Origin of the sequence: Citrobacter sp. BDA59-3, assembly GCF_015167655.1 — a bacterium.
In the GTDB taxonomy this organism is placed as follows: Bacteria; Pseudomonadota; Gammaproteobacteria; order Enterobacterales; family Enterobacteriaceae; genus Phytobacter; species Phytobacter diazotrophicus.
Genome location: NZ_CP063427.1, coordinates 517,776 through 541,739, shown reverse-complemented (window position 1 = coordinate 541,739; position 23,964 = coordinate 517,776). Strand labels below are relative to the sequence as shown.

Annotated in this window: 25 protein-coding genes; 7 read left to right on the top strand and 18 right to left on the bottom strand. The window is 54.8% G+C overall.

Annotated elements, in window-relative coordinates; genetic code table 11:
* Positions 1-14 precede the first annotated feature (14 nt).
* Positions 15-494, top strand: a complete 480-nt coding sequence (locus IP582_RS02565; RefSeq protein WP_193794985.1) for a hypothetical protein — start codon at positions 15-17, stop codon at positions 492-494.
* A 199-nt stretch (positions 495-693) separates the two neighbouring features.
* On the opposite strand, the gene IP582_RS02560 is transcribed toward IP582_RS02565, so the two are convergent.
* From IP582_RS02560 to IP582_RS02515, 10 genes are all read right to left on the bottom strand, one after another.
* Complete coding sequence (locus tag IP582_RS02560; protein WP_193794984.1) at positions 694-2,604, bottom strand: transcription antiterminator; 1,911 nt, start codon at positions 2,602-2,604, stop codon at positions 694-696.
* 65 nt (positions 2,605-2,669) lie between these two features.
* Positions 2,670-3,410 (bottom strand): KDGP aldolase family protein, encoded by a 741-nt coding sequence (locus IP582_RS02555; RefSeq protein ID WP_193794983.1) that lies wholly within the window; start codon positions 3,408-3,410, stop codon positions 2,670-2,672.
* Complete coding sequence (locus IP582_RS02550) at positions 3,407-4,525, bottom strand: DgaE family pyridoxal phosphate-dependent ammonia lyase (protein WP_193794982.1); 1,119 nt, start codon at positions 4,523-4,525, stop codon at positions 3,407-3,409. The genes IP582_RS02555 and IP582_RS02550 overlap by 4 nt, the downstream gene beginning before the upstream one ends.
* Positions 4,509-5,642, bottom strand: coding sequence for an amidohydrolase/deacetylase family metallohydrolase (locus IP582_RS02545; RefSeq protein WP_193794981.1), 1,134 nt, complete (start codon positions 5,640-5,642; stop codon positions 4,509-4,511). The genes IP582_RS02550 and IP582_RS02545 overlap by 17 nt, the downstream gene beginning before the upstream one ends.
* A 42-nt stretch (positions 5,643-5,684) precedes the next feature.
* A complete protein-coding gene (locus IP582_RS02540) occupies positions 5,685-6,326 on the bottom strand; it encodes a DUF4310 family protein (protein ID WP_039077744.1) in 642 nt (213 codons plus the stop codon).
* 9 nt (positions 6,327-6,335) lie between these two features.
* Entirely contained in the window at positions 6,336-7,112 is a 777-nt protein-coding gene (locus tag IP582_RS02535) for a DUF4311 domain-containing protein (RefSeq protein ID WP_039077745.1), read from the bottom strand.
* 22 nt (positions 7,113-7,134) lie between these two features.
* Positions 7,135-7,434 carry a DUF4312 family protein gene (locus IP582_RS02530; RefSeq protein ID WP_039077746.1) on the bottom strand — a complete coding sequence of 100 codons (300 nt, stop codon included), beginning with the start codon at positions 7,432-7,434 and terminating at the stop codon, positions 7,135-7,137.
* 2 nt (positions 7,435-7,436) lie between these two features.
* Complete coding sequence (locus IP582_RS02525) at positions 7,437-7,799, bottom strand: SFCGS family glycine-rich protein (protein WP_020456288.1); 363 nt, start codon at positions 7,797-7,799, stop codon at positions 7,437-7,439.
* A 10-nt stretch (positions 7,800-7,809) separates the two neighbouring features.
* Positions 7,810-8,148 (bottom strand): PRD domain-containing protein, encoded by a 339-nt coding sequence (locus IP582_RS02520; RefSeq protein WP_075203554.1) that lies wholly within the window; start codon positions 8,146-8,148, stop codon positions 7,810-7,812.
* 261 nt (positions 8,149-8,409) lie between these two features.
* The gene (locus IP582_RS02515; protein ID WP_193794980.1) at positions 8,410-9,300 is read right to left on the bottom strand and encodes a LysR family transcriptional regulator; all 891 of its coding nucleotides are present in this window, start codon (positions 9,298-9,300) and stop codon (positions 8,410-8,412) included.
* A gap of 113 nt (positions 9,301-9,413) precedes the next feature.
* Here IP582_RS02515 and IP582_RS02510 point away from each other — a divergent pair, with 113 nt between their 5' ends.
* On the top strand, positions 9,414-10,358 hold the full coding sequence (locus IP582_RS02510; RefSeq protein WP_193794979.1) for a quinone oxidoreductase: 945 nt from the start codon (positions 9,414-9,416) through the stop codon (positions 10,356-10,358).
* A gap of 39 nt (positions 10,359-10,397) precedes the next feature.
* Here IP582_RS02510 and cybC read toward each other — a convergent pair whose 3' ends face one another.
* Together cybC and pmbA are read right to left on the bottom strand one after the other, a co-directional pair.
* Positions 10,398-10,787, bottom strand: coding sequence for a cytochrome b562 (gene cybC, locus IP582_RS02505; RefSeq protein ID WP_193794978.1), 390 nt, complete (start codon positions 10,785-10,787; stop codon positions 10,398-10,400).
* 155 nt (positions 10,788-10,942) lie between these two features.
* Positions 10,943-12,295, bottom strand: coding sequence for a metalloprotease PmbA (pmbA, locus tag IP582_RS02500; protein WP_039077751.1), 1,353 nt, complete (start codon positions 12,293-12,295; stop codon positions 10,943-10,945).
* 94 nt (positions 12,296-12,389) lie between these two features.
* Here pmbA and yjgA point away from each other — a divergent pair, with 94 nt between their 5' ends.
* The 4 genes from yjgA (at position 12,390) to IP582_RS02480 (ending at position 15,382) form a co-directional block, all read left to right on the top strand.
* Positions 12,390-12,941: a ribosome biogenesis factor YjgA gene (gene yjgA / locus IP582_RS02495; RefSeq protein ID WP_108702156.1), complete on the top strand. Its 552-nt coding sequence runs from the start codon at positions 12,390-12,392 to the stop codon at positions 12,939-12,941.
* 194 nt (positions 12,942-13,135) lie between these two features.
* The gene (locus IP582_RS02490) at positions 13,136-13,453 is read left to right on the top strand and encodes a type II toxin-antitoxin system RelE/ParE family toxin (RefSeq protein ID WP_039077753.1); all 318 of its coding nucleotides are present in this window, start codon (positions 13,136-13,138) and stop codon (positions 13,451-13,453) included.
* 63 nt (positions 13,454-13,516) lie between these two features.
* Positions 13,517-13,813 (top strand): NadS family protein, encoded by a 297-nt coding sequence (gene nadS / locus IP582_RS02485; RefSeq protein WP_039077754.1) that lies wholly within the window; start codon positions 13,517-13,519, stop codon positions 13,811-13,813.
* A 360-nt stretch (positions 13,814-14,173) separates the two neighbouring features.
* A complete protein-coding gene (locus tag IP582_RS02480) occupies positions 14,174-15,382 on the top strand; it encodes an aldose 1-epimerase family protein (RefSeq protein WP_071193499.1) in 1,209 nt (402 codons plus the stop codon).
* Positions 15,383-15,487: 105 nt separating this feature from the next.
* Here the strand turns inward: IP582_RS02480 and mpl are convergent, their stop codons facing one another.
* Positions 15,488-16,864, bottom strand: coding sequence for a UDP-N-acetylmuramate:L-alanyl-gamma-D-glutamyl-meso-diaminopimelate ligase (gene mpl / locus IP582_RS02475; protein ID WP_039077756.1), 1,377 nt, complete (start codon positions 16,862-16,864; stop codon positions 15,488-15,490).
* Between the two features lie 174 nt (positions 16,865-17,038).
* Between mpl and fbp the strand changes: the two genes are divergently transcribed.
* Positions 17,039-18,037 (top strand): class 1 fructose-bisphosphatase, encoded by a 999-nt coding sequence (gene fbp / locus IP582_RS02470; protein ID WP_039077757.1) that lies wholly within the window; start codon positions 17,039-17,041, stop codon positions 18,035-18,037.
* Between the two features lie 82 nt (positions 18,038-18,119).
* Here the strand turns inward: fbp and IP582_RS02465 are convergent, their stop codons facing one another.
* The 5 genes from IP582_RS02465 to ytfR form a co-directional block, all read right to left on the bottom strand.
* Positions 18,120-18,641 (bottom strand): DUF2569 domain-containing protein, encoded by a 522-nt coding sequence (locus IP582_RS02465; RefSeq protein ID WP_193794977.1) that lies wholly within the window; start codon positions 18,639-18,641, stop codon positions 18,120-18,122.
* 52 nt (positions 18,642-18,693) lie between these two features.
* Positions 18,694-20,259, bottom strand: coding sequence for a methyl-accepting chemotaxis protein (locus IP582_RS02460; protein ID WP_107223523.1), 1,566 nt, complete (start codon positions 20,257-20,259; stop codon positions 18,694-18,696).
* Between the two features lie 108 nt (positions 20,260-20,367).
* The gene (yjfF, locus tag IP582_RS02455) at positions 20,368-21,369 is read right to left on the bottom strand and encodes a galactofuranose ABC transporter, permease protein YjfF (RefSeq protein WP_039077760.1); all 1,002 of its coding nucleotides are present in this window, start codon (positions 21,367-21,369) and stop codon (positions 20,368-20,370) included.
* Positions 21,356-22,381: a galactofuranose ABC transporter, ATP-binding protein YtfT gene (ytfT, locus tag IP582_RS02450; RefSeq protein ID WP_103245020.1), complete on the bottom strand. Its 1,026-nt coding sequence runs from the start codon at positions 22,379-22,381 to the stop codon at positions 21,356-21,358. The genes yjfF and ytfT overlap by 14 nt, the downstream gene beginning before the upstream one ends.
* 10 nt (positions 22,382-22,391) lie before the next feature.
* Positions 22,392-23,894: a galactofuranose ABC transporter, ATP-binding protein YtfR gene (gene ytfR / locus IP582_RS02445; protein WP_039077762.1), complete on the bottom strand. Its 1,503-nt coding sequence runs from the start codon at positions 23,892-23,894 to the stop codon at positions 22,392-22,394.
* Positions 23,895-23,964: the final 70 nt, after the last annotated feature.

Genomic DNA, 23,964 nt, shown 5'->3' with positions numbered 1-23,964 from the left:
TTTCGGAGATGACAATGAACGGTATTGATAAAATTACCGCCGTAAGCGCAGGCACACTCGGTGATCCTCATTTATCGAATAATGAAAGTACGTTTGGTCTGCGAAATAAACCTAAATCAGCAGATGCTAATTCTGACACTAATAGCTCTGGCAGAGATGATAGCAGCACCAAACTTTCGCTATCGTCCAAAACAGCGGAGGAAATTAAGAAACAACATCAATTAAAACAGGAAGAAATAAAAAAGACTGACTACACCCTGGAGATGACGGGCATCCCGCTATTTCATGGTCGGCTGGTCTCGGTGGTGAAATATCCTGACGGGAGTGAAGAGATGGTTGATGCCCTCTCTGGCGTCAAATTAACGGCGCAAGACCTGCAGCAACAGTTTAGTCGCTCTACAGAAAGCGTTCAGGAATCGTTAAATATAGAGATGGCAAACATTGCAGGGACGCCGGGAGAGACTATTAAATCTCACGCCGGTAACGCAGAATAAATATTAAAAAATATAATCAATCTTGCTTGCGGAATAGTAAATCATTTACTACGCACACAGATATATAAAATAAGAAAACCTTATTTCCGCCAAGGAAAATAAGCACAAGGTTTAAATAGAATATTCGTTTTACTCTTTCGGAATATTAAGCAGTAACGTCTGGTCAGGTGGGGCGCGTTGTTTCAACGCGCAATCCCCATTAAAAGCGGCTAACGCATTCCATGGCTACGGCTTTAAATGACATGAAATCCTTACAGGCACTCAATCGGGATGCTGCCCGCTCGCGTAAAAACGTGACGAAAATATCGTATATTGCCATCGCCTCCTCATATTCACTTTTGCTAATGGCCAGCAGGAAAATAACGTGAGCCGTCTCCTCTCCCCACTGAATACCCTGGGGCACCAGCACCGTATAGACCACCGTCTTTTGCGCCAGCAGGCCCAGCGAGTGCGGCAGCGCGATCCCCTCACCCAGCATGGTGCTGACAATCGCTTCACGTTCCACGACCGAGTCGAGGAAATCCGCATCCACAAACCCTTCCCGCTGAAGCTGGGCACAAAGCGTGGTGAACAACGTTTGTCTGTCTAACGGCTGGTCGATAATCGTGAAATGCGAAGCATCGAAATACTTTTCCAGAATCCACGGCCGCGTTCTGTCCACCAGCACCAGTTTGCCGATCTGTTCAAGCTGGTAGTCCGTCGGGAACGGCGCAATGGTCACAATCGGCTTCTCTTTATCGCTGATCCTTGCCGTGGAGATAACAAAGTCTTCGCTAATGGCCTCGCACTGCTCATAGTCGCGCAGCGTCAGCGTACGGGTGACCTCTATTTGTGGATATTTGCGTTGCAGCACTGCCTCAATCATTCGCGCCATCGCGTTACCCGCATCGCACACCAGCATCACCCGCGGCTGGCGCTGATAGCCAATGTTGTAATGCCGCTCCAGCCCAACGCCGATGTGCAGGACCAGAAAACCGACTTCGTTTTCGCTGATCACATACGGCGTATATTTCCCCCAACTGGAAACCGCGGCCAGCGTCATGTCCCACGCCATCGGGTAGTGCTGTTTGATGTTATCCAGCAACGGATTAGGGATCATGATTTGATAACGCACCCGGGTGATCATGGTCTTGATATGGGTAAGCAGATCCGCATGTAACTGCGCATCGTTTTGCAGGTTGTAGTTATAGTGGGTGTTGATGTAATTGAGGATGTAATTGACCAGCGCTTCGTCATCGTCCGCACTGATGGCGCTGGGGGTAATGTCCTGCAACTGACGCCCGGCGATATGCACCCGCAGCCAGTGGACTTCCGAAGCCGCCAGCGGTTTTTCGGCAAGCTGTTGCAGCACGGCGGCAATCTCGCGCGCAGCATCCCGCACATTCTCGTCACCGTCTTCGGCGGTGAATTCTGACAGCGGAAACCCTTCGCTGATACGGCGTACCGCTACCGCACAATACAGGCGGATGAAGCGCTCACCCTCATCGGTCAGCCGAATATGATGCCGGGTAAAAACATCGCGCAGAATCACCGCCAGTTGCTCCGGTATCCCTTTATTGAGCGCCTCTTCGGTGACAAGCGGGTTGCGGGCATTCTGCTGCGTCAGTTCCCAGAGCAAATCCGTCAGGCAGGCACGCAGCGCCATTTCGCTGCCAAACAACTTCATACCGTGACGCGGCCGGGTTTCCAGCGTCAGGCGGTAGCGGGAAAACCACTCCCTCACCTCCGCCATGTCATTTTGCAACGTGGCGCGACTGACAAACCACTCGTCCGCCAGATCCTCCAGCTTGATGGAAAAGGCCGACGTCAGAAAACGCAGCAGAAGATGCTGTACCCGCTCCGCTCCGCTACGGGGGATACGCAGCGTGCGCGGACGCTCTGCCTGAAGGGTCTGATAACGGCTGGCATCGTCAATTTTGAGCTGATAACCGCTGCCACGGTTGAGGATAAACTGTGCACCGTGGCTTTCCAGCAAAGCATTCAGCGCAGTGATATCAGCCCGGACGGTACGCGTGGAAACCGACAGCCGCTGCGCCAGTTCATCCTGCGGCAGCGTCTCGTTCTGCAACATCATAAACAGTTGCGCTAAACGTTGGTTGGGGAATCGCACGTCGTTGTCCTCTTAACATGGCTTTTCTCCCCCTCCCTGAGGGAGAGGGTCGGTGTGAGGGTGTGTTAACCCACGCGCTGTTGGGTTATCGCCAGCAACTGGCGGACATCCGCAGGGCGGGTATCGCCGCTTACCTTATCAATAATAGAACTATAAATATGAGGAATGATTTTACTCACCCCTGCGTCCAGTGCGATCTGCAAAATCTCACCAAAGTTCTCCAGATCGATACCGCCTGTCGGCTCCAGCCAGAAGTCATAACGCGCGCACGCTTCCGCCACAGCCAGGTACTCTTCGCGACATTTCAGGCCGCCCATCGGGAAATATTTAATCGAACTGCCGCCCATGTCTTTGAGCAGTGCAATCGCCGTTTCCACCGGGACGACGCCATCCGCTGCCTGGCTGCTGAGCGGCCCGGTAGAGATTTTGACCAGACCCGGCGTGCCCGTTGGCGACACCAGACCGTTCACCACGGTCGCGTTCTGCCCGAGCAGCGCACGGCTGGTCGCCACCCCGGTAAAGACCTGGTTAACATGCTGCGGCTGTACTTCGCGGGAGATGGCGCTTACCATCGCCGACTGGTTCGGATCACCCGCTCCCAGGCCCACGGAGAGGGCATTGTCGATACGCGCCGCATACTCACGCATGTCTGCCACCGCGCTTGCCACATCCGGGTAGTTTTTGGAGAGTACCCCCACCAGCACATGACCTTCTGCGGCCTCGTAAATAGCGCAGGCATTCTCTTTGCTCCCCGCCAGCACATTCAGGCAGACACGGTCATGGTAAAAATTGGGCGTCAGTTTCATGCGCGGGGCTCCTTATTCAGTTCTTCGGCGATACGGTTCGCCACAATGTCCAGTTGTTCAGCGCTCACGCTGCGTACATCAGCTTCGATGATCCCTTCATTGGCTTTGTAGCCACGAAAATAAATGGCGTATTCCCCCTGTTTCAGGGCACTGACCAGCTCGCCGGTGGCAATGCCGGTGATCGCTTCATCAAACTTGATTTCGCTACGGGCGATATCACGACCGGCGCTGTCCCACACCACGCGGGCGCTGACGCCGTTGAGGGTGTTCAGCCTGTCGATAAACGGCGTCATTTTGGCGACCATCTCTGCGCCGCTCTCTTTGGTGGCGCTCAGATAGTGCTCGATGGCACATGTCAGTCCGAGGATGCCCTCTTTACCCACTTTCATGGCGCGCCCGATCCCCGCCGTCTGGCGTTTGACCCACTCCACGTATTGTGTTCTGCCGATGACCAGCCCGCTGGTTGGCCCTTCGATCGCCTTCGCACCGCTGTAAATCACCAGATCAGCCCCGGCACGGTAATAGCACTGCAAATCTTCTTCCGCCGCCGCATCCACAATCAGCGGCAGGTTGTGTTTACGTGCCACTACCGCCGCCTGTTCCACACTCAGCATGCTTTTTTGTACACAGTGGTGCGATTTGATGTAGAGGATTGCCGCCGTGCGCGGGGAGATGGCCGCCGCCAGTTGGTCGGCAGAGCACTCGTTGGCATAGCCTGCTTCAACCACCTTTCCACCGCCCAGCGCCACCATGGTGCCCACCGGGGCGCCGAAGTTGACGTTATGGCCGCGTGGCAGGACGATTTCGTTGTTCTCAATCGGCGTGCTGTGCAGGTTTTCCAGCAACCAGTCGCTGTCTTTCACCAGTACCGCCGCCACCGACTGGGCGATCCCCGCCGAGGCGCAGGAGACAACCGTCGCCCCTTCCACTTCCAGCAGCTTCGCAATGTAGTCGCCGGTTTTGTTCACCAGATCTTTCATTTCGAAGTAGTGATTCATGCCGTTCAACACGGCCTCAGCGACTTCCGGGCGCGGTGTGGAAACCCCCAGCATCGTCATGCGCCCGGAGGCGTTAATGACTTGCTTTAACTGATATTTTTCATAAATCGAAGACATGTTCCGCACTCCCTTGTTCGGTCATATAGCCCTTGCCTGCGCGAATAGCGGCAAGCGGCGTGAGTAACAGGTCGGCCTGCAGGGTGTCGTTTTCCGCGTCACGAAAGAGCGCGGGCTGACGGCGCAGGTCGAAAATGGTCAGGTCGGCGTCATAACCTACGGCAAGCCGGCCTTTGCGACGCAAACGCAGTCCGTCGGCGGCATGGTCGGTCACACAGGCAATCACCTGTGGCAGCGACATGCCAATAGCCAGGAATTTGGACATCACTTTCGCCAGCGAGAAGACCGGGCCGTTGATCCGGTTGCGGCAGTAGATATCAGAACTGATAGTCTGCGGCAGGATGCCAAGGGCAATAGCCTGTTTTGCGACGGCAAAACTAAAACTGGCGCTACCGTGGCCGATATCCAGACGCACGCCGCGCGCAATGGCACGCGTAATAGAGGCACGCAGTTCGCCGGATGGCGTCAGAATGCGGTTGGGTTTGCCGTTATAGCAGTGGGTGATGATGTCGCCGGAAGTCAGCAGATCGGCAATCTCATCCAGGTTCGGTGGGTTGTTACCGATATGAACCATCAACGGCAGGTCGCCGTTCTCTTGCTGGATTGCTTTGGCGCGCTCTAATGGCTTAATGCCGTTCTCACCGACGACGCTACTGCTCATACGCGCTTTCAGGCCGACGATAAAATCCGGATGGCGTTTCACCGCGTCGCGCGCGGCATCGGCGTCAATATTCGCCATGTTTGCCAGTTCGTTTTGCGCGATTAGCCCAACGCGAGAGATATTCAGTAGCGCATAGACCTCGGTCACCGCCTTGCGGGTAATGGCATAAAAGTCATCAATGTCGTCTGCCCCCGTACTCCCCGCATCAATGACCGTGGTCACACCCGTCGCGATACCGACGCTGTCCGGCAGGTCATTGTAAATCGGCGATTTGGAGTAGCAATGGACGTGGGAGTCAATCCAGCCCGCACTCACATAATGCTCACCACCTAAATCAACGGTTTTCATCGCCGGGCCGCTAATGTCGCCCAGCGCCGCGATGTTACCGTTTTCGATGGCGATATCCGTCACCGTGTCATCCACCAGACGCGCCCGGCGCAGGAGTAAATCAAACATGCGAATCTCCAGTGATAGCGGGCGCTTACGCGCCCGGTCAGATCAAAGTGCAATCGGGAAAATGGAGCCCAGCAGCATCGCCCCGAGAATGGCGCCCCCGGTAATCGGTTTTTGCCAGAGGTAGAACAGCAGCGCGCCAATCAGAGAGCCGATGCCGATAGGAATCGACGCGGTCATCGCGCTGAGGATTATTAACGGGCCAAGGAAACGGCCGGAAGCATTGCCCGCCCCCATCATGACGTCCGCCCCGTAGGTGGAGTCGCTCTGGTTGATGGTGAACTTACGCGCCAGGATGATGATGTAACCAATCGCCAGGCCAATCACCAGGCCGGTCGCCAGCGAAGCGATAAAGTTGGTCACCGGGAACATAATCCCCGCGCCCAGCAGTAGCGCGGGAACGCCGAGGCCAACGCCGGTTTGAATCGCCCCGCCGATGTCCAGAATCCCCACCAGTGAACCTTCGATAATGCGGGCGAACAGGAAGCTCGCGCCAAAGGCCGCCACCGCGCCGTACGCGCCGGTATCAATTCCCGATTTCAGCATCGCCACAAACGCCACTTCGTTAAAGGCACCGATTCCATAGAGGTAGTACATATGGGTCCCGGCGAAGACGCCGGAAGAGAGCAGACCGACAAAAATCGGGAATGACCAGTCGGCGTACCAAAAACCTTTATTCTGTTCCATCATCGTTCCTTACTTGCCGCTGAGCGAGTTATGGATGAGCTCCAGCCAGTTCGGCGCGCTCAGGTGGAAGGACTGGATCATTTTCAGATCGAAGCCACGGAAGAAGGCGCTCAGGACAAACAGGGCCACAATGGCGCTCATCATCACTTTGGTGACGCGATGCCAGCCGCTCTCTTCCACACCTTTACCAATCAGAATACCCAGCACCAGGCCCGGCACGGCGTTACCCATGATGAGCTGCGCGGCACCGCCAAAAACGGTGGCCCAGAAGCCGGATTTTTTCCCCGCATCGATCGCCGCCAGCCAGAAGATTACCGGCATGACGGTGTTGACCAGCAGGTTCGCCGCAGGCACCAGAACTTTCACCGCCGTCACCTGTAGTGCCGCCGGAACGGAGGAGGCCGTCAGGTTAAGGAAGGTCACGACGATCATGCCGATCAGGCCGCAGGCGATGGCCATCTTTTTCGGATCGTGGAGGGTTTCGCCGACGTTGCGGTTTTTCACCATCAACGCCGCCGCGCCCCAGTTCGGAATGATGCGATGATCAACGTCCTGAGTGAAGGAACCCGCCGCTACGGACGAGGCCCAGGCATTGAAGAAGAAACCTAACCCAAAGGAGAAGTGAGAAGCCGGATCCCCTTCACAGGAATTCAGCTCGCCGAGTGTACGAAATGCGCCCATCCCTTGCGTGGTTGGCGCATGAAACATGCGTGCAGCCCCAGCGCCTACCCCGACGCCCACAAGGCCGCCGATGATGAGCGATTTTATTAAAATTATCAGGAACATCAGTCTGCCCTTTTAGTCAAAATCAGCGTTGCGTGACGAAATCCACTTTGTCGAGATTGATGGCGGTCACGTTGACGGTGACATCCAGCTCCACGCTGTATGTCCGTCTTTCGCGGCGCAGAAAGAAGAACAAAAAAGCCTCTTTCCGCGTCGTTTCATGCGCATGAACAACCTGCACGTCCTGTGGCTCTATACGCAGTAAAATGTGCGGCGACGCTTTCATCACCGCGGCCTGAACATGGTTCAGCGCATCGGAAAACGCGCGCGCTTTCGCCTCGCCTTTCCCTTTAACCCTGACCGTGGTGGTGAACTGTTCTTTCATGGTTACGCGCCGTATTTTTTCTGCCACGCCTGCACCAGGCGCTCGCCTAACTCTTCTTTATCCATAAAGCCGAAACCCAGTACATTGCAGCCTTCGTTGATGGCGGTAACGCCCTCTTCAACCGAACGCATGCCGTATTTGGCTTTATAGCCGTGTTTGTTTTGCGCGGTGATAGCCCCCGCGCCGCCGCTGCCGCAAAACGAGATGCCGAACGTCGCGTTTTCCGCTTTCATCACATCGCCCAGCTTCATATCCGCCGCCACACCCGGCACCACCACGGCGCGCCCACCGGCTTTCTCAACACCTGCCGCCACTTTCTGGCCTTTCCCCAGACGGTCGCCAATCACTACGGTAATCTGTTCCATTGTTCGCTCCTTACAGGTTGTCTTTTGCCACTTCGAAGTGCACCGACAGTAGCCAGGCTTCTTCTTCCGGGAGGTTGCCAAATTGCGCCACGACGTCGCGGGCAAGTTGCATTGATTCAGGCGAGATTTCGTCAAACAGGCTGGCATCCACCTCCGGTAGCGGCTCGCCAGTCACCGACCGGTGCGCCATCGCGCGGACATGCGAGGTCAACATCTGCTGCTGCACCGCGTTAGGCGTGATGTTGTGCTGGCTCAGCAAGGTGTATACCTGCGTGAGCATATGCCCGGCCAGGCTTGCCGTTTGTTCCGCCCCGTCTCCAGCGTCGTTCATTACCGCTCCGTTTTTCACTCGTCTTACCCCGTTAATGGCCTGGAATAAAACTAACGTTGCAGGTTAAGAGTTTGTAGCGAGGAGTTTTCCACTTTGAAGTGGAAAGCCGGGAGACTTTAGTGATCTGCGCCACATTAATGCGCCCCTCCGGGGCTTTTCACTGTGCAGCGCTCACAGCTTTGATGGAAAAATGCGGAAAAACGGGGCTATGGGAGAATAAAAAAACGGCCAACATAAAGGGAAAAGTGTGACGAGATAAGGGTTCCTTATGAAAAAGGGTTAAAGGGCCGTTTTTAGCGCCTGCAAAAAGTAGTCGGTAAACGAGGAGACAATCGGCAGCAGCGGCCTGATCGGTAAGCGCAGCAAATGCATGGGCCGCGGAGGTGGCAGGTAGTCTGGTAGTACCGGGCAGAGCCGGCCGTCGTCGATATCCTGTTGTAACGTCAGAACAGAGTGCTGCACTATCCCCAGCCCGGCGAGCGCCGCCTGGCGTATCGCCTCGCCAGAATCGACCATCAGACGCGGTGTAATCGCAATCTCCAGCTTCCCGGACGGGCCTTCCAGTTGCCAGCTATGATCCGAGCGCCACTGGCTGAAACTGATGCAATGATGCTGCCTCAGATCTTGTGGCGTGAGCGGCGTGCCGTGGCGTTGCAGGTATTCGGGGGAGGCGGCGAGGATCATACGATACGGCGGAAGCGGAATGGCGACGATCCCGTCATCGTTGATATTGCCAATGCGTATCGCCAACTGGAAGCGCTCTTCAATCAGATCCACTTTCCGGTCGGTCAGCACCATTTCAGCATCGACCCCAGGATATTGCTGCAAAAATCGCGACAGGATGGGGGTGAGAACGCGCTGGCCAAAGGTCACAGGCGCGCTGATACGCAGCATGCCCGCGACATTGTCATACAGATGGTTTGCCAGCCCGTCCGCCTCACGAATGGTGGCAAGGATCTGCAGGCCATACTGGTAAAAACGCTGGCCGGCATCCGTCAGCCCTTGTCGCCGGGTCGTCCGGTGAATCAACTGGCATCCCGTTCTGGCTTCCAGTTCGCGCACATGTTTACCCACCATCGCCGGGGTGATGCCCAGCTCTTCCGCCGCCGCGGTGAAGCTGCCGCAGGTTACCGTGCGGACAAAGGACTCAACGCATTTTAAGTAATCCATTCACCACTCCAATTCTAAACTCCGGCTATCAAATCAACATAACAGAGTCCACTTTATCCGCCCATGACAGGGAGGAATAATCGTCACATTACCCTCTATTAGGTCATTTTATTATGCAATCACTGGTTTTCGATGAGTTTGGCTCTGCCGACGTGTTGTACTTGCGAGAGAGCGCCACGCCGCAGCCAGGGCCGGGCGATATTGTCGTTGAAATTTCCGCGGCAGGGCTTAACTTTGCCGATGTCTATCGGCGACAGGGACGCTATCCTCTTGCCGGAGATGCCCCCTGGACAGCGGGTTATGAAGGGGCCGGGCGCGTGGTGCAGGTCGGTGCGGGGGTCAGCGGCTGGCAGCCGGGGGATCGTATTGGCTTTACCGATGTGCCGCTGGCACATGCCAGCCACGTTATCGTGCCGCAAACCCATGCAATTCACCTTCCCGACTGGCTTAGCGAGGCGCAGGCCGCCGCCGTGCTGTTGCAAGGGTTAACCGCTGATTACCTGATCCACGATGTACTGCCGGTGTTGCCGGGGATGCGCGTTGCCGTACTGGCCGCTGCCGGTGGTGTTGGGCGGCTATTGACGCGGATGCTCGTCCACCGGGGCATTCAGGTGCTTGCCGTAGCATCAAGCCAGGAGAAGCAGGCCATCTGCCTTGCCCACGGGGCGGAAATTGCGGTGGGTTATGACACCTGGCAGAAACAGGCCGCAGGCTGCGATATCGTTTTTGACTCCGTCGGCAGCACCCTGTTGCAAAGCCTCGAAGCCGTGAAAGAAGGCGGCCGCGTGGTGCTGTTTGGTATGTCAGGAGGAAAAATTCCGGCCGTGGATCCTGCTGATTTTTTACTGAAATCCTCCGGGGTGCTGGGGGCCGATCTGTGGACTTACTTGACCTCGCGGGAGCAACGTCAACGGCGGGCGGATCGCCTGTTCGGGCTTATCAACGAGGGTCATGTCTCGCTGCCCGATATCACCACGTTTTCACTGAGGGAAGGGGCAAAAGCGCATCGTTTGCTGGAGAACCGGGAATTTAGCGGGAAAATCGTACTTGTCCCGTAGCGGGGAGAGAAGCGGGGCATTTGCCCCGCTTCGGGATAGTTAGCGGAACTTCTTGTGGTTGCTGTTGCGGGTGGCTTTGAAATCTTCAGCCGCCGCTTTTGCTTCTTTGACTTTGCCTTCGTTCGCCAGTTTCAGCGCGCCGTCGATCTGACCAATCAGCGTTTGCATCCCCTGGTGGTAGTCTTTCATTTCAGGGCTGTCCGGTGCTTTACCTTCCAGCTTCGGCGGTGTCGCTTTTTGCGCATCTTCGGCAGCCGTGCGCATTTTGGTTAACGCATCTTTAATGGTGGCGGCGTCATCTGCCTTCTCAACCACTTTAAGATTGTCATTCAGGATGCCCATGTCGTCTTCAAGATCGGCGGCGAATACATTTGCCGAACTCAGGACAAGGGTGGAGACAGCTAACATCGCCAGCAGTTTTTTCCGCATTGCTCACTTCCTTTTTTATTATTAAAAAAAGCCATACCCTCAATAATTCGAGATTCAGGCAGCCGGAAAACGTGTGAATTCGAGCCGTTTACATGGGTAAACGGCGGGGTGCGCACGTACAGCCAACGCGCCTGTAACCTGAAATATGGCGGGCATTACTGACCGGCGATTTTCATCTCCGGTAACAACACTGAACCACACTGAATATTACTACGTGTTTCGATATCGTCAGCAATCGTAACGATATTACGCCACATATCTTTCAGATTTCCTGCAATGGTGATCTCACTTACCGGGTACTGAATTTCACCGTTTTCCACCCAGAACCCCGCCGCACCGCGGGAGTAGTCGCCAGTAATACCGCTAACGCCCTGCCCCATCAGTTCAGTAACCACCAGACCGGTACCCATCTGCTTAAGCAATTGCTCAAAGCTCAGGCCGCGCCCGGCGATCCGCCAGTTGTGGATCCCGCCCGCGTGCCCGGTGCTTTTCAGCCCCAGTTTGCGTGCGGAGTAATTAGTCAGCAGCCACTGCGTTAATACGCCATCTTTGATGATGTCGCGACGCTCTGTGCGCACCCCTTCACTGTCGAACGGCGTAGAGGCCAGCCCTTTCAGCAAATGCGGATGTTCTTCAATGGTCAGCCATTCCGGCAGAATTTGCTTACCCAGCGAGTCAAGCAGGAAGGTGGATTTGCGGTACACCGAGCCACCCGCAATTGCCCCGACCAGATGCCCGAACAGGCCGGTCGCCACTTCATGACCAAAAATGACCGGCGCTTTCATGGTGGAGAGTTTACGCGGAGCAAGGCGAGAGAGCGTACGGCGCGCACACTCTTCCCCCACCCATTCAGGGCTTTGCAAATCGCGAATATCACGGCTGATGGTGTAAGCGTAATCGCGCTCCATATCCCCATTCTCTTCGGCGATAACGCAGCTTGAGAGTGAATGACGCGTGGAGGCATAGCCCTGCAGCATACCGTGGCTGTTGCCGAAGACTTTGACGCCGTAGTGGCTGTTAAAACTACCGCCTTCGGTATTGTTAATGCGCTTGTCGGCTTTCAGCGCCGCCTGCTCTGCGCGTGAAGCCAGATCAATGGCTTCGTCTGGCGTCACCTCCGCCGGATGGAAGAGATCCAGATCCGGTGCTTCGAAGGCCAGTAGCTCTTTATCCGCCACCCCGGCAAAGGGATCCGGCGACGTGTAGCGGGCGATATCCAGCGCGGCCTGCACGGTGCGGGCAATCGCATCCGGGCTTAAATCGGTGGACGACGCGCTGCCTTTGCGATTTTGATGATAAACCGTAATGCCTAACGCACCGTCGCTGTTGAATTCTACGTTCTCCACTTCACCGTAGCGCGTGCTGACGCTGATCCCGGTGGTCTTGCTGACAGACACTTCCGCACCATCCGCTTTTCCGGAGGCCAACTCCAGCGCGGTAGAAACCGCTTCTTCCAGTGCTTTGCGTTGTTGTGCAACTTGTGTGATTACTTTCATCGCCAATGCCATAATTAGAGGAGAGAATCTTTGAAGTCTAACAGAGAACCGTTTTTCAGTGCGCCCCTTAACTGGTAACATTAGCCTCTTTTTTGAGGAACCTGAGATGACAAAGCAGCCCGACGACTGGCTCGACGACGTTCCCGGTGACGACATCGAGGACGAAGATGATGAGATCATCTGGGTCAGTAAGAGTGAAATTAAACGCGACGCCGAGGAATTAAAACGCCTGGGCGCAGAACTGGTAGACCTGGGTAAAAATGCGCTGGAGAAAATCCCGCTCGACCAGGATCTGCGCGACGCCATTGAACTGGCGCAGCGCATCAAGATGGAAGGCCGCCGCCGCCAGTTACAGCTGATTGGTAAATTGCTGCGTCAACGTGACGTTGAGCCAATTCGCCAGGCGCTGGACAAGCTGAAAAACCGCCATAACCAACAGGTGGCGTTTTTCCACAAGCTGGAACAGCTTCGCGACCGCCTGATTGAGGAAGGTGATGACGCCATTGCGGAAGTGTTAGGCCTGTGGCCGGACGCGGACCGTCAGCAATTACGTACGCTTATCCGCAACGCGAAGAAAGAGAAAGAAGGAAACAAACCGCCGAAATCCGCGCGTTTGATTTTCCAGTACCTGCGCGAGCTGTCCGAAGCCGCAGAGTAATCTCCCCCGGATGTGCGGCTCGCCCCGCACATCGCTTTTCCTCTTTTCCCTGCCAATTCGTTTCCCCGGCCTTTTCTGGTTCTCTACTTTATTGCCGTAAATAACTAAATATGTACCTGGTACGTTTTCAATTTGCATCATGTACCCGGTACACTTATAGTGAACTCAGGAGTGGCTAAGGATCAGGGATTGATATGTTCACTTTTATTGAACTGCTGGGTTTCAGTAAGCGACGCCAGGCGCTTTTACCTGATGACGAATACCGGGCGTTTCAAGAAATGCTAATTGAAGATCCAGAAGCTGGTGACACCATCGCGGATACCGGTGGATTTAAAAAGATTCGCTGGCGTCGGCCCGGTATGGGCAGGCGCGGTGGTATCAGGGTGATTTATTACACGCTGACGAGCAAGGGGCGTATTTATCTGGCTTTGCTCTACCCTAAGAATGAAATGGATAATTTGACGGAAGCTCAAAAAAAAGCGCTTAAGCAATTATCCGACATGCTGGTATAACGCTAAAGCTCTGTAACTTCCACCAGGCGGCAAAGTCCGTCTACGAGCAGCGATGAGAGACAGATGAAAGACGAATTATTTGCCGATCTGCTGGCCAGTGCAGAAGAGATGGTGCGCATTGAAAAAGGCGAACATATTCCACTGCCGGAACATGTGCATACGTTTAGCGAGATTGATGTAAAAGCGATCCGTGAGGCAACCGGGTTAAAGCAACAGGATTTTGCCGTGGCGGTGGGCGTCAGCTATGACCTTGTCAAAAGTTGGGAGACAAAGCGCCGTCAACCCACAGGGGCGCCGAGAAAACTCCTCCTGCTCCTGCAGGCGAACCCATTTATCATTAATCAGCTAAAAGCCATTTAATACCCACCCTTTGCGCCACTCGTATCAGTACCTGGTGGCGCGATAAATGTCCTGTCATCTTCCCCTCACCTCGCTTGCCTGGCCTTCCAGGGATTTAAAAATTCTCTTACCTATGTTTTATCTATCTTATTGATATCCCAAGGCCAATTAAGCTGAATCGTTAAAGCTGAAATCATCCTGGTTCACAGATTTTATGCATGAACCTTCATGATTACATAGTTAAAAGCGATCAATAGCAGATTTTTGATCACTCAATTGCGCTTAATTACGCCAGATGAAACGGATCACATTTTTTAGCGTCAGCAATTATTAGATTTCAGGGGTCATGAAAATAATCGATTCAGCAAAAAAGGAATAAAAATGAAGAAAGCCCTGGTGTTATCAACCCTCGCTCTGCTTATTTCTGGCAACGTCTGTGCAAAAACATGGTTGCTGACAAGCGCTGAAAGCGGCGTAGAACAAGGAAACTGGCAGGTCACCAGCCAGCAGCTGAAAATTAAAGATCAGACTTTCAGCATTGAGCAAAAAGTCCTGCACGGCGGCAAGCAGGAAGGCAGTAAAATCATCACCATCAGCAGCCAGAATGGCCTGACTATCACTCTGAGCCCGACTCGCGGCATGAATTTGCTTCGTGTAGAAGGTTTTGGTGTGCGGATGGGCTGGGATTCACCGGTAAAAGAGGTGGTTAACCCGGCGTATATGAATCTGGAAAGCCGCAATGGTCTGGGATGGCTGGAAGGATTCAACGAAATGCTGGTGCGCTGCGGCTATGAATGGACCGGCCATCCGGTCACCGCTGACGGGCAGATTTATACCCTGCACGGCAAAGTGGGCAACACCCCGGCCTCACAGGTTTCCGTGGATGTCAGCGAGAAAGCGCCGTATGAAATTCGCATTCGTGGGCTGGTAAAAGAGAGCACCTTCAAAAAAGCCGATCTGCAAACCGAAATGGAGCTGAGCTATATTCCGGGCAGCAACAGCTTTACCCTGCATGATGTGCTGACCAACCATGCTGATTACGCGCACGATTACCAAATCATCTACCACAGCAACTTCGGCACGCCGATTCTGGAAGAGGGCGCGCGCTTTATCGCCCCTGTTGAGAGCGTCAGCCCGTTCAACGATTACGCCAAAGCCGGGCTGAAAAACTGGCAAACCTATAGCGGCCCGACCAAAGGCTTCGATGAAATGGTATTTAACTTCAAACCACTGGCTGACGCGCGTAAAGAGACCGTGGCGGCGGTAATTAACAAAGCCGGGGATAAAGGGGCGGCCATCAGCTTTAACACCCAGCAGTTGCCGGTGCTGACGCTGTGGAAAAATACCGACACCCTGAAACAGGGCTATGTGACGGGGATTGAACCGGGTACCAGCTACGCCTATCCGGTGACCATTGAACGCGAACAGAAACGTGTGAAGAAACTTGAACCGGGCCAGAGCACCCGTTTCGACCTGACCTACACCCTGCTGCACAACGCAAGCCAGGTGAAGGATGTGGAAAAACGCGTCGCTGATATTCAGGGAGCTAAAGCACCGCAGATCATCGACACGCCAATCGCCAAAGAGTAAGCATAAAAAAACCGCGCCATTCCCATCAGATGGCGCGGTTTCCTGAACATCTCACGCTTAACGTCTGCGCAATCCCGCTTTCTGGTCGAAAGAAAGATCGCTCAATTACTCTGCGACCGCTTCGGCTTTTTTCGCCAGCCCGTCCAGCAGTTTTTGATGGATGCCGCCGAATCCGCCATTACTCATCACCAGAATGTGATCGCCAGGCAGCGCAGTTTTGAGGATCATCTCTGCCAGCGCGTCGACATCGCCACTCCAGTGCGCAGGGACCACGCACGCGTCAGCCACTTCCGCCACTTGCCACGGAATATGCTGAGGCTGCAACAGGAAGACTTCATCGGCACGCCCCAGAGAAGGCGCCAGATCGTCCTTGCAGATGCCCATTTTCATGGTATTTGAGCGCGGTTCCAGCACCGCAATAATGCGCGCCGTTCCCCCCACTTTGCTGCGCAGGGCAGCCAGCGTCGCCAGAATCGCCGTCGGGTGATGCGCGAAATCGTCATACACTTTGACGCCATAGGCTTCACCGCGCAGTTCAAGGCGGCGACGGGCGTTCACGAACGAGCCCAACGCATCGGCAGCATCGGCTGGCGCAACCCCCACATGACGGGCAGCGGCAATCGCCATCAGACCGTTATGCATATTGTGTTCGCCGACCAGACCCCACTTCACCTGACCAACAGATTCACCGTCCAGCAGCACTTCCCATTCAGAGGCATCGGTGGTCAGTTTTTTTGCCTGCCAGTGTCCCTGTTCGCCCACCAGCTCCTGCTCGCTCCAGCAACCCATCGCCATTGTCTGTTTCAGGTTGATGTCGCTTTCAGGCCAGATGATCTTGCCCTGCCCCGGTACGATACGCACCAGGTGGTGGAACTGTTTCTGGATCGCTTTCAGATCGTCGAAAATGTCCGCATGATCGAACTCAAGGTTATTGAGGATCAGCGTACGCGGGCAGTAATGGACAAATTTCGAACGCTTATCGAAAAACGCGCAGTCATATTCATCGGCTTCGATGACAAAAAACGGGCTTTCCCCTAAGCGAGCAGACACCTCGAAGTTGCCCGGCACGCCGCCAATGACAAAACCGGGTTTATAACCGCAGGCTTCCAGAATCCAGGTCGCCATGCCTGCCGTGGTCGTTTTGCCGTGTGTGCCCGCCACTGCCAACACCCAACGGTCACGCAACACAAAGTCATGCAGCCATTGCGGGCCTGAAACATACGGAATGTTTTTTTCCAACACCGCCTCAACACACGGGTTCCCGCGCGTCATGGCGTTGCCAATGATGACCAGGTCCGGCGCGTTATCAAGCTGACTGGCGTCGTAACCCTGAATAAGTTCAATGCCTTGCTTCTCGAGCAGGGTGCTCATCGGCGGATACACATTGGCGTCCGAACCCGTTACCTCATGACCCAGTGAGCGCGCCAGCAGCGCCAGCCCACCCATGAAGGTGCCACAAATCCCCAAAATATGAATGCGCATTCGTCTCTATCCTTCTTATCTACGGCGCACATTTTACCCTCTTGTCTCACACGACGGAAATGCATTTAAGGATAATCCGTATTGTGCTGGCGCGATTCACCTGTGCGCTAACATTTGAATCTTTGTTAATATTGTTGCAGTCACATTACTCCATATAAAATGTAGGGACAGGGTATGAAAACGTTAGGTGAATTTATTGTCGAAAAGCAGCATGAATTTTCCCATGCTACCGGTGAGCTGACTGCACTGCTCTCGGCAATAAAACTGGGTGCCAAAATCATCCATCGAGATATCAACAAAGCGGGTCTGGTTGATATCCTGGGTGCCAGTGGCGCCGAGAACGTCCAGGGTGAGGTGCAACAAAAACTCGACCTGTTTGCCAATGAAAAACTGAAAGCCGCGCTGCGTGCGCGCGATATTGTCGCGGGTATTGCCTCTGAGGAAGAGGACGAAATCGTTGTTTTCGAAGGCTGTGAACACGCGAAATATGTTGTGCTCATGGATCCACTGGACGGCTCCAGCAACATCGATGTTAACGTTTCTGTCGGTACCATCTTCTCTATCTACCGCCGTGTTACGCCGGTAGGCACACCTGTCACCGAAGAAGATTTCCTGCAGCCTGGCAATAAGCAGGTTGCCGCGGGTTATGTGGTTTACGGCTCGTCCACCATGCTGGTCTACACCACCGGCTGTGGCGTACATGCCTTCACCTATGACCCGTCCCTGGGTGTGTTCTGCCTGTGCCAGGAGCGTATGCGTTTCCCGGAAAAAGGAACCACGTACTCCATCAACGAAGGCAACTACATCAAATTCCCGCTGGGCGTGAAGAAGTATCTCAAGTTCTGTCAGGAAGAAGATAAGTCCACTCAGCGCCCGTACACCACGCGCTATATCGGCTCACTGGTGGCGGACTTCCATCGTAACCTGCTCAAAGGTGGGATCTACCTGTACCCGAGCACCGCGAGCCACCCGGAAGGGAAACTGCGTCTGCTGTATGAGTGCAACCCGATGGCGTTCCTGGCGGAACAAGCTGGCGGTAAAGCGAGTGACGGTAAAAACCGTATTCTGGATATCGTGCCGCAAAGTCTGCACCAGCGCCGCCCGTTCTTCGTTGGCAATGAGCACATGGTGGATGATGTAGAACGTCTTATGCGTGAGTTCCCGGACGCGTAAGTTCGGCATCTGGTCCCGGGTGCGCTTCGCGTACCCGGGCTATAACCGGATAAGGCATTGATGCCGCATCCGGTTTTTTTGATTAATGCACAAAAGTCCGTTTTACACGTTCAGACATGCGGAAATAGGGTATCCAGATACAGCAAGCCACGATCGCGCGAATGAGGGTGCGTGCATCGTCATAGCCAAATGGAAGGTTCATCAGCGCGTTCGCCAGCCACAAATCCACGCCCACAAACACCACGCCGTAAAGAAGAAAAATGATGTAAGTAACTGGTAACTGGCGCTTTTTGCGCAGAAAGAGACTGCCCACATAAATAACGAGCAGGAATTGCCCGATAAACCCAAAAAGCTCAAAGTAAATGACCGCAAGCCCACTGGTGGTAAAGCTACTGCTGAATTCAAGCAGGGCGCGCGCGGTATTGTTAATGGCAAAAATACTCAACACTAACGCCACGAGCAGCCCCAGCGCGGGGAGATACAACCAGCCACCAATTTTCTTAAATTCTTTGGTCTCACACGCTTCGCAGTAATCGCTGCCCTTAAGCGCTTCGTTATCACACTGAATACAAATGTGTTTTCTGATCTCTTCCTGTGTGTCCATCTATCCTTACCCTGTATAAAAAATCCCGCGCGAACCTGCGCGGGGCTAATTATTATGCAGTTGGCTGCAAACGGAAAGAGGCCATCGCCTCCAGCAGTTCGCGGGACTGCTCTTCCAGCGAGCGGGTCGCGGCGGAAGATTGCTGCACCAGCGAGGCATTTTGCTGTGCCGTTTCGTCCATCTGGCTGACTGCGATATTTACCTGCTCAATGCCACGACTCTGTTCCTGCGACGCACTGGCAATTTCACGCATCAATTTGGTCATACGCATAACTTCGGACGCGATCTCATCCATCGTTTCACCTGCCTGCATCGCCAGGTCGCTGCCTTCGGACACATGGGCCTGAGAGCTACTGATGAGCTGGCGGATCTCTTTGGCCGCATCACCGCTGCGGCTTGCCAGGTTACGCACTTCGCCTGCCACCACGGCAAAGCCGCGCCCTTGCTCGCCTGCACGGGCTGCTTCAACGGCGGCATTCAGCGCCAGAATGTTGGTCTGGAAAGCGATACTGTCAATCATGCTGAGAATATCGGCGATACGGCTGGAACTGTCTGAAATATCGCGCATCTTCTCAATCACATAGCAGACCATTTCACTGCCGCGATCGGCAGTATCAGATACCGATTTCGCCAGTTGATGCGCCTGGTCGGCGTTATCCGCATTCTGTTTCACCGTGGCGGTGATCTGCTCCATGCTGGCGGCGGTCTGCTCCAGCGACGTTGCCGTTGATTCGGTACGTTGCGCCAGGTCGACGTTACCCAGCGACAATTCACGGCTGCCCGTATCGATTTGTGAGCTGGCATCACGCACGCGGGTAACGGAGTTAATGAGCGAATGACGCATATTCTCAATCGCTGCATTCAGGCGGTTGAACTCTTTACTGGCGGTACTGACGCTAACGGATGCCAGGTCTCCGGCGGCAACATGCTCCAGTTGGACAATTGAAGCATCCAGCGGTTTAAGCAGCATATGGCGCATTGCCAGCCAGGCCAGCACGATAATGCCCGCCGCAGCCAGTGCAACGACGACAATCAGCATCATCACAAAATTTTTGCTGGTCTGGACCGCGCTTACCTCAGCTTTACCACGGTTTTCGCCCCAGCTAAGAAACGCTTGAATATCGTTATCAAACTGCCGGGAAACCGGAACTAATTTGTTCTCCAGCAGATCATAATAGGCATCCGCGCTTTGTTGGTTTAACGCTGCCTGCATCGGCTTAATGCCCTGGTCCAGGTACACGCTGTAGCTTTTCGCAAGCTGAGCCAGCAGCGCTGCGCCCTGCTCGTCATCCACGCCCGCTTTAATGACGCTGTCCAGCGACTTACGCCCCTGCTCAATTTCGCTGTTAATGATTTTGACTGCACTGCCTGCATCGGCGAGCAGACCAACTTCCATCATGCGTACAGCCTGGCCCGACTCATTACGCGCACGCAGAATTTGCGTATAGCCTTCATTGAGGCGCGCCATCTTCTCACCTTGCAGAACGCTAATTCGTTCCAGGGAGGAGGAGCTTTTGCTGAGGGCATAAATTCCCATGCCGCTCACCACCAGCAGCAGGAAAGTCATAATAGCGAGGAGGGAAAGCAAACCAGTACGAAGCGAGAGCGTTCTGAGCATGATAGTTTTTCCGGTAGCAGAGATTCTTTCAGGCGTAAAATAAGCCTCATTGGCAGGTTATCGACCGCCACCGGAAAAACTTTACTTCTTTTTAATTATTTCAATGTGTTACTGCCTTGTTGCCGCTGTGCTAACGCGTGTAACAGGCGAGCTCTGGCGATTCTCCCATAGCACCGTAAGACCACGTTGTAACGCGATAAAAATAAACAATAAAATGCCGATCGCGATTTTGGTCCACCAGGAACTCAATGTTCCGTCAAAATTGATGTAGGTTTGGATCAGCCCCTGAATCGCTACACCGAACAGCGTACCCAATACCGTGCCCACACCACCGCTTAGCAGCGTACCGCCAATGACCACCGAGGCAATCGCATCCAGTTCAACCCCAACACCGGCCAGCGCATAACCCGCCTGGGTATAGATTGAAAAGACAATGCCTGCCAGCGTCGCCAGCCCGGTCGAGAGCATATAGATACGAATGGTGGTGCTGCGCGTTGAGATCCCCATCAGGTTCGCCGATGTTGCGCTGCCGCCAATGGCATACACTTCATTGCCAAAACGGGTACGGTGGGCAAGGAAAATCCCGATGACCACAACCCCTAACATCAGCAGCCCCATGGCGCTCAGACGCCCGCCGCCGGGAATCAGCCACGACAGGCCGGACAGAGTGTCATAGACCGGGTGGTTAATCGGGATCGACTCTTCGGAGACCAGATAACTGACACCGCGTAAAAAGAACATTCCGGCCAGGGTAATGATGAACGCAGGGATTTTCAGCGCGTCGATCAAAAGCCCCATAAACGCGCCAAACGCACAGCCCATCACCAGCACCAGCGGGAAGGCAACCAGCGGCGATATCCCCCAGAAGCCAATGGCTTTCGCCAAAAATACCCCGGTGAAAGCAATCACCGAGCCCACGGAGAGGTCTATCCCGCCGGACAGAATCACAAAGGTCATACCGACAGCGATAATGCCCAAAAAGGCGTTATCGGTCAGGATATTACAAATGACGCGTGTGGACGCAAAACCGGGAAACTGCGTCAGACAATAGAGATAACCCAGGATAAACACGCCCAGAGTGATCATCAGCGGTAAATTACGTTTTATCATGACCGCGCGCTCCTTTAATCAGTGCGATAAAGCGCGGCGACTGAACAATCAGTACGCACAGCACCACCACCGCTTTCACCACCTGGTTAAGCTCCGGCTGGAAGCCGGAGAGCAAAATTCCTGTATTCATGCCCTGAATAATCAATGCCCCTACCACCGACAGCACAAGGTTAAAGCGCCCGCCCATGAGCGATGCGCCACCAATCACCACGGCGAGGATGGCATCCAGCTCCAGCCAAAGGCCGGCGTTGTTGGCATCAGCCCCGCGGATATCCGCCGCCACAATCACCCCGGCGATAGCCGCACATACGCCGCTTAGCACATAGGCCAGCATCACCACGGTGCGGGTATTCACCCCGGCATTTTTCGCCGCGCGGATATTAATCCCCACCGCTTCAATAAACATGCCGAGCGCCGTTTTACGGGTAAACAGCCAGAAGATAACCAGTGTGGCCAGTGCGATAATGACCGGTGTCGGGAACAGCAAGAGCTTACCGCTACCAATCCAGGCCAGATTGGGCGCGTTGAAAGTGACGATTTGCCCGGAGGTAATCAGTTGCGCCACTCCGCGTCCGGCTACCATCAAAATCAGCGTGGCGACGAACGGCTGGATCTTTAAAATCGCCACCAGAACGCCGTTCCACAGACCAGCGAGGATCCCCGTCCCCAGCGCGGCAAGCAGCACTATCGGCAAGCCGTATCCGGCCACGGTCATTGACGCGGCGGTCGCCCCGGCGATGGCCATAACCGCACCGACGGAGAGGTCGATCCCTCCGGTCGCGATCACCAGCGTCATGCCGATGGCCAGTAACGCCACGGGCGCGGCACGGTTGAGAATATCAATCGGGCTACCAAACAGGCGGCCATCCTGTAGCACAATCTGGAAGAAATGGGGCGCCACCAGGCTATCCACCACGAGCACCAGAATCAGCGCCAGTATTTGTGGCGTCCCTGTGGGCCATTTAAAGCGGCGCTTCGGCTGCCCGGTTTGCGGGAGTGATTGAGGCATCACACTGTACTCCTTATGCCGCAATGGCATTCATGATCGCCGGGACCGACAGCTCAGCAAGCGGGATTTCCGCTATTTGCTTGCGATCGCGCATGATAATTACCCGGTCAGCGTAGCCCACCAGCTCTTCCAGTTCCGAAGAGATAACCAGTAGCGCCAGGCCGTCCGCGCACAACGTTTCAATCAGGCGGATGATTTCCGCATGCGCTCCGACGTCGATGCCACGCGTTGGCTCATCGAGGATCAGGAACTGCGGTTTGGTCAGCAACCAGCGGGAAAGGAGCACCTTCTGTTGGTTACCGCCGGAGAGAAACTCAATCGGCTGTTCCGCACTCGGCGTACGGATCCCTAACTGGCGGATAAAACGCTCCGCAATGGCGTTTTGATCGCGCCGGGGAATTGGCCGTAGCCAGCCGCGCTGCGCCTGCAAAGCGAGAACGATATTTTCCCGCACGGAGGCGGCGGCAATAATGCCGTCCGTTTTACGGTCTTCAGGGCAAAAACCGATACCGAGGCAGGAGGCCTGATGCGGTGAGCGCAGCGTCTGGGGCTTACCCTTGATCATCGCATTGCCGCTGTCGGCGGGCTTAATCCCGAAGATAACCTCGGCGGTTTCGGTGCGCCCGGAACCCAATAGCCCGGCCAGGCCTACGATCTCACCGGGACGAACCTCCAGATCGAACGGTGCTATCAGCCCTTTCTTACCGAAGCCTTTAAATGCCGCGACGGGTTTTTCGCTCAACAGGGTACGTCCCGCACGTTGCAAGGCGTTATTGTCCAGTTCACGTCCCAGCATCATTTTTACCAGCTCAATTTGCGGCAGTTCTCGCGTGTCGCGGCAGCCAACAAAGCTGCCATTACGCAGAACCGTGATGCGGTCGCTCACCTCGTAAACCTGGTCCAGGAAGTGGGTCACGAAAATCAGCGCAACCCCTTGCGCGCGGAGCTGGCGCATCAGGGTGAAGAGCATTTCTACTTCCTGGGTATCCAGGCTGGCGGTGGGTTCATCCAGGATCAGCACTTTGGCAGAAAGGTCGATGGCACGGCAGATCGCCACGATCTGCTGCATGGCGACGGAATAACGGTTGAGCGGCTCGCGCACATCGAGGGAAAAGCCGTAAGACGCCATTAACTCGGTGGCGCGTCTTTCCATCTCTTTGCGGCATATAAAGCCGAAACGACGCGGTTCGCGCCCAATAAACAGGTTATCCGCTACCGACATGTTCGGCAGCAGGTTGACTTCCTGGTACACCGTACCAATGCCCAGTTGCTGCGCATGGGCGGTGTTTTTAGGCCGGATTTCATTGCCTTCCAGCCAGATGGTGCCGCTGTTTGCATGGTAGACGCCCGTTAAGGCTTTAATCAGCGTGGATTTTCCCGCACCGTTTTCACCGAGTAACGCCATGATTTCGCCCCGACGCAGACTGAAATTGACGTTATCCAGCGCTTTAACGCCCGGGAAGTACTGGCAAAGCCCCTCTGTACGGAGGATCTCCTGGTGTTGTTCGGTGGTCATTATGCTCTCCCCCTGTCCCTCTCCCCGAAAGGGGGAGAGGACATATCGCGACAATAAGCAGGCGTACCCT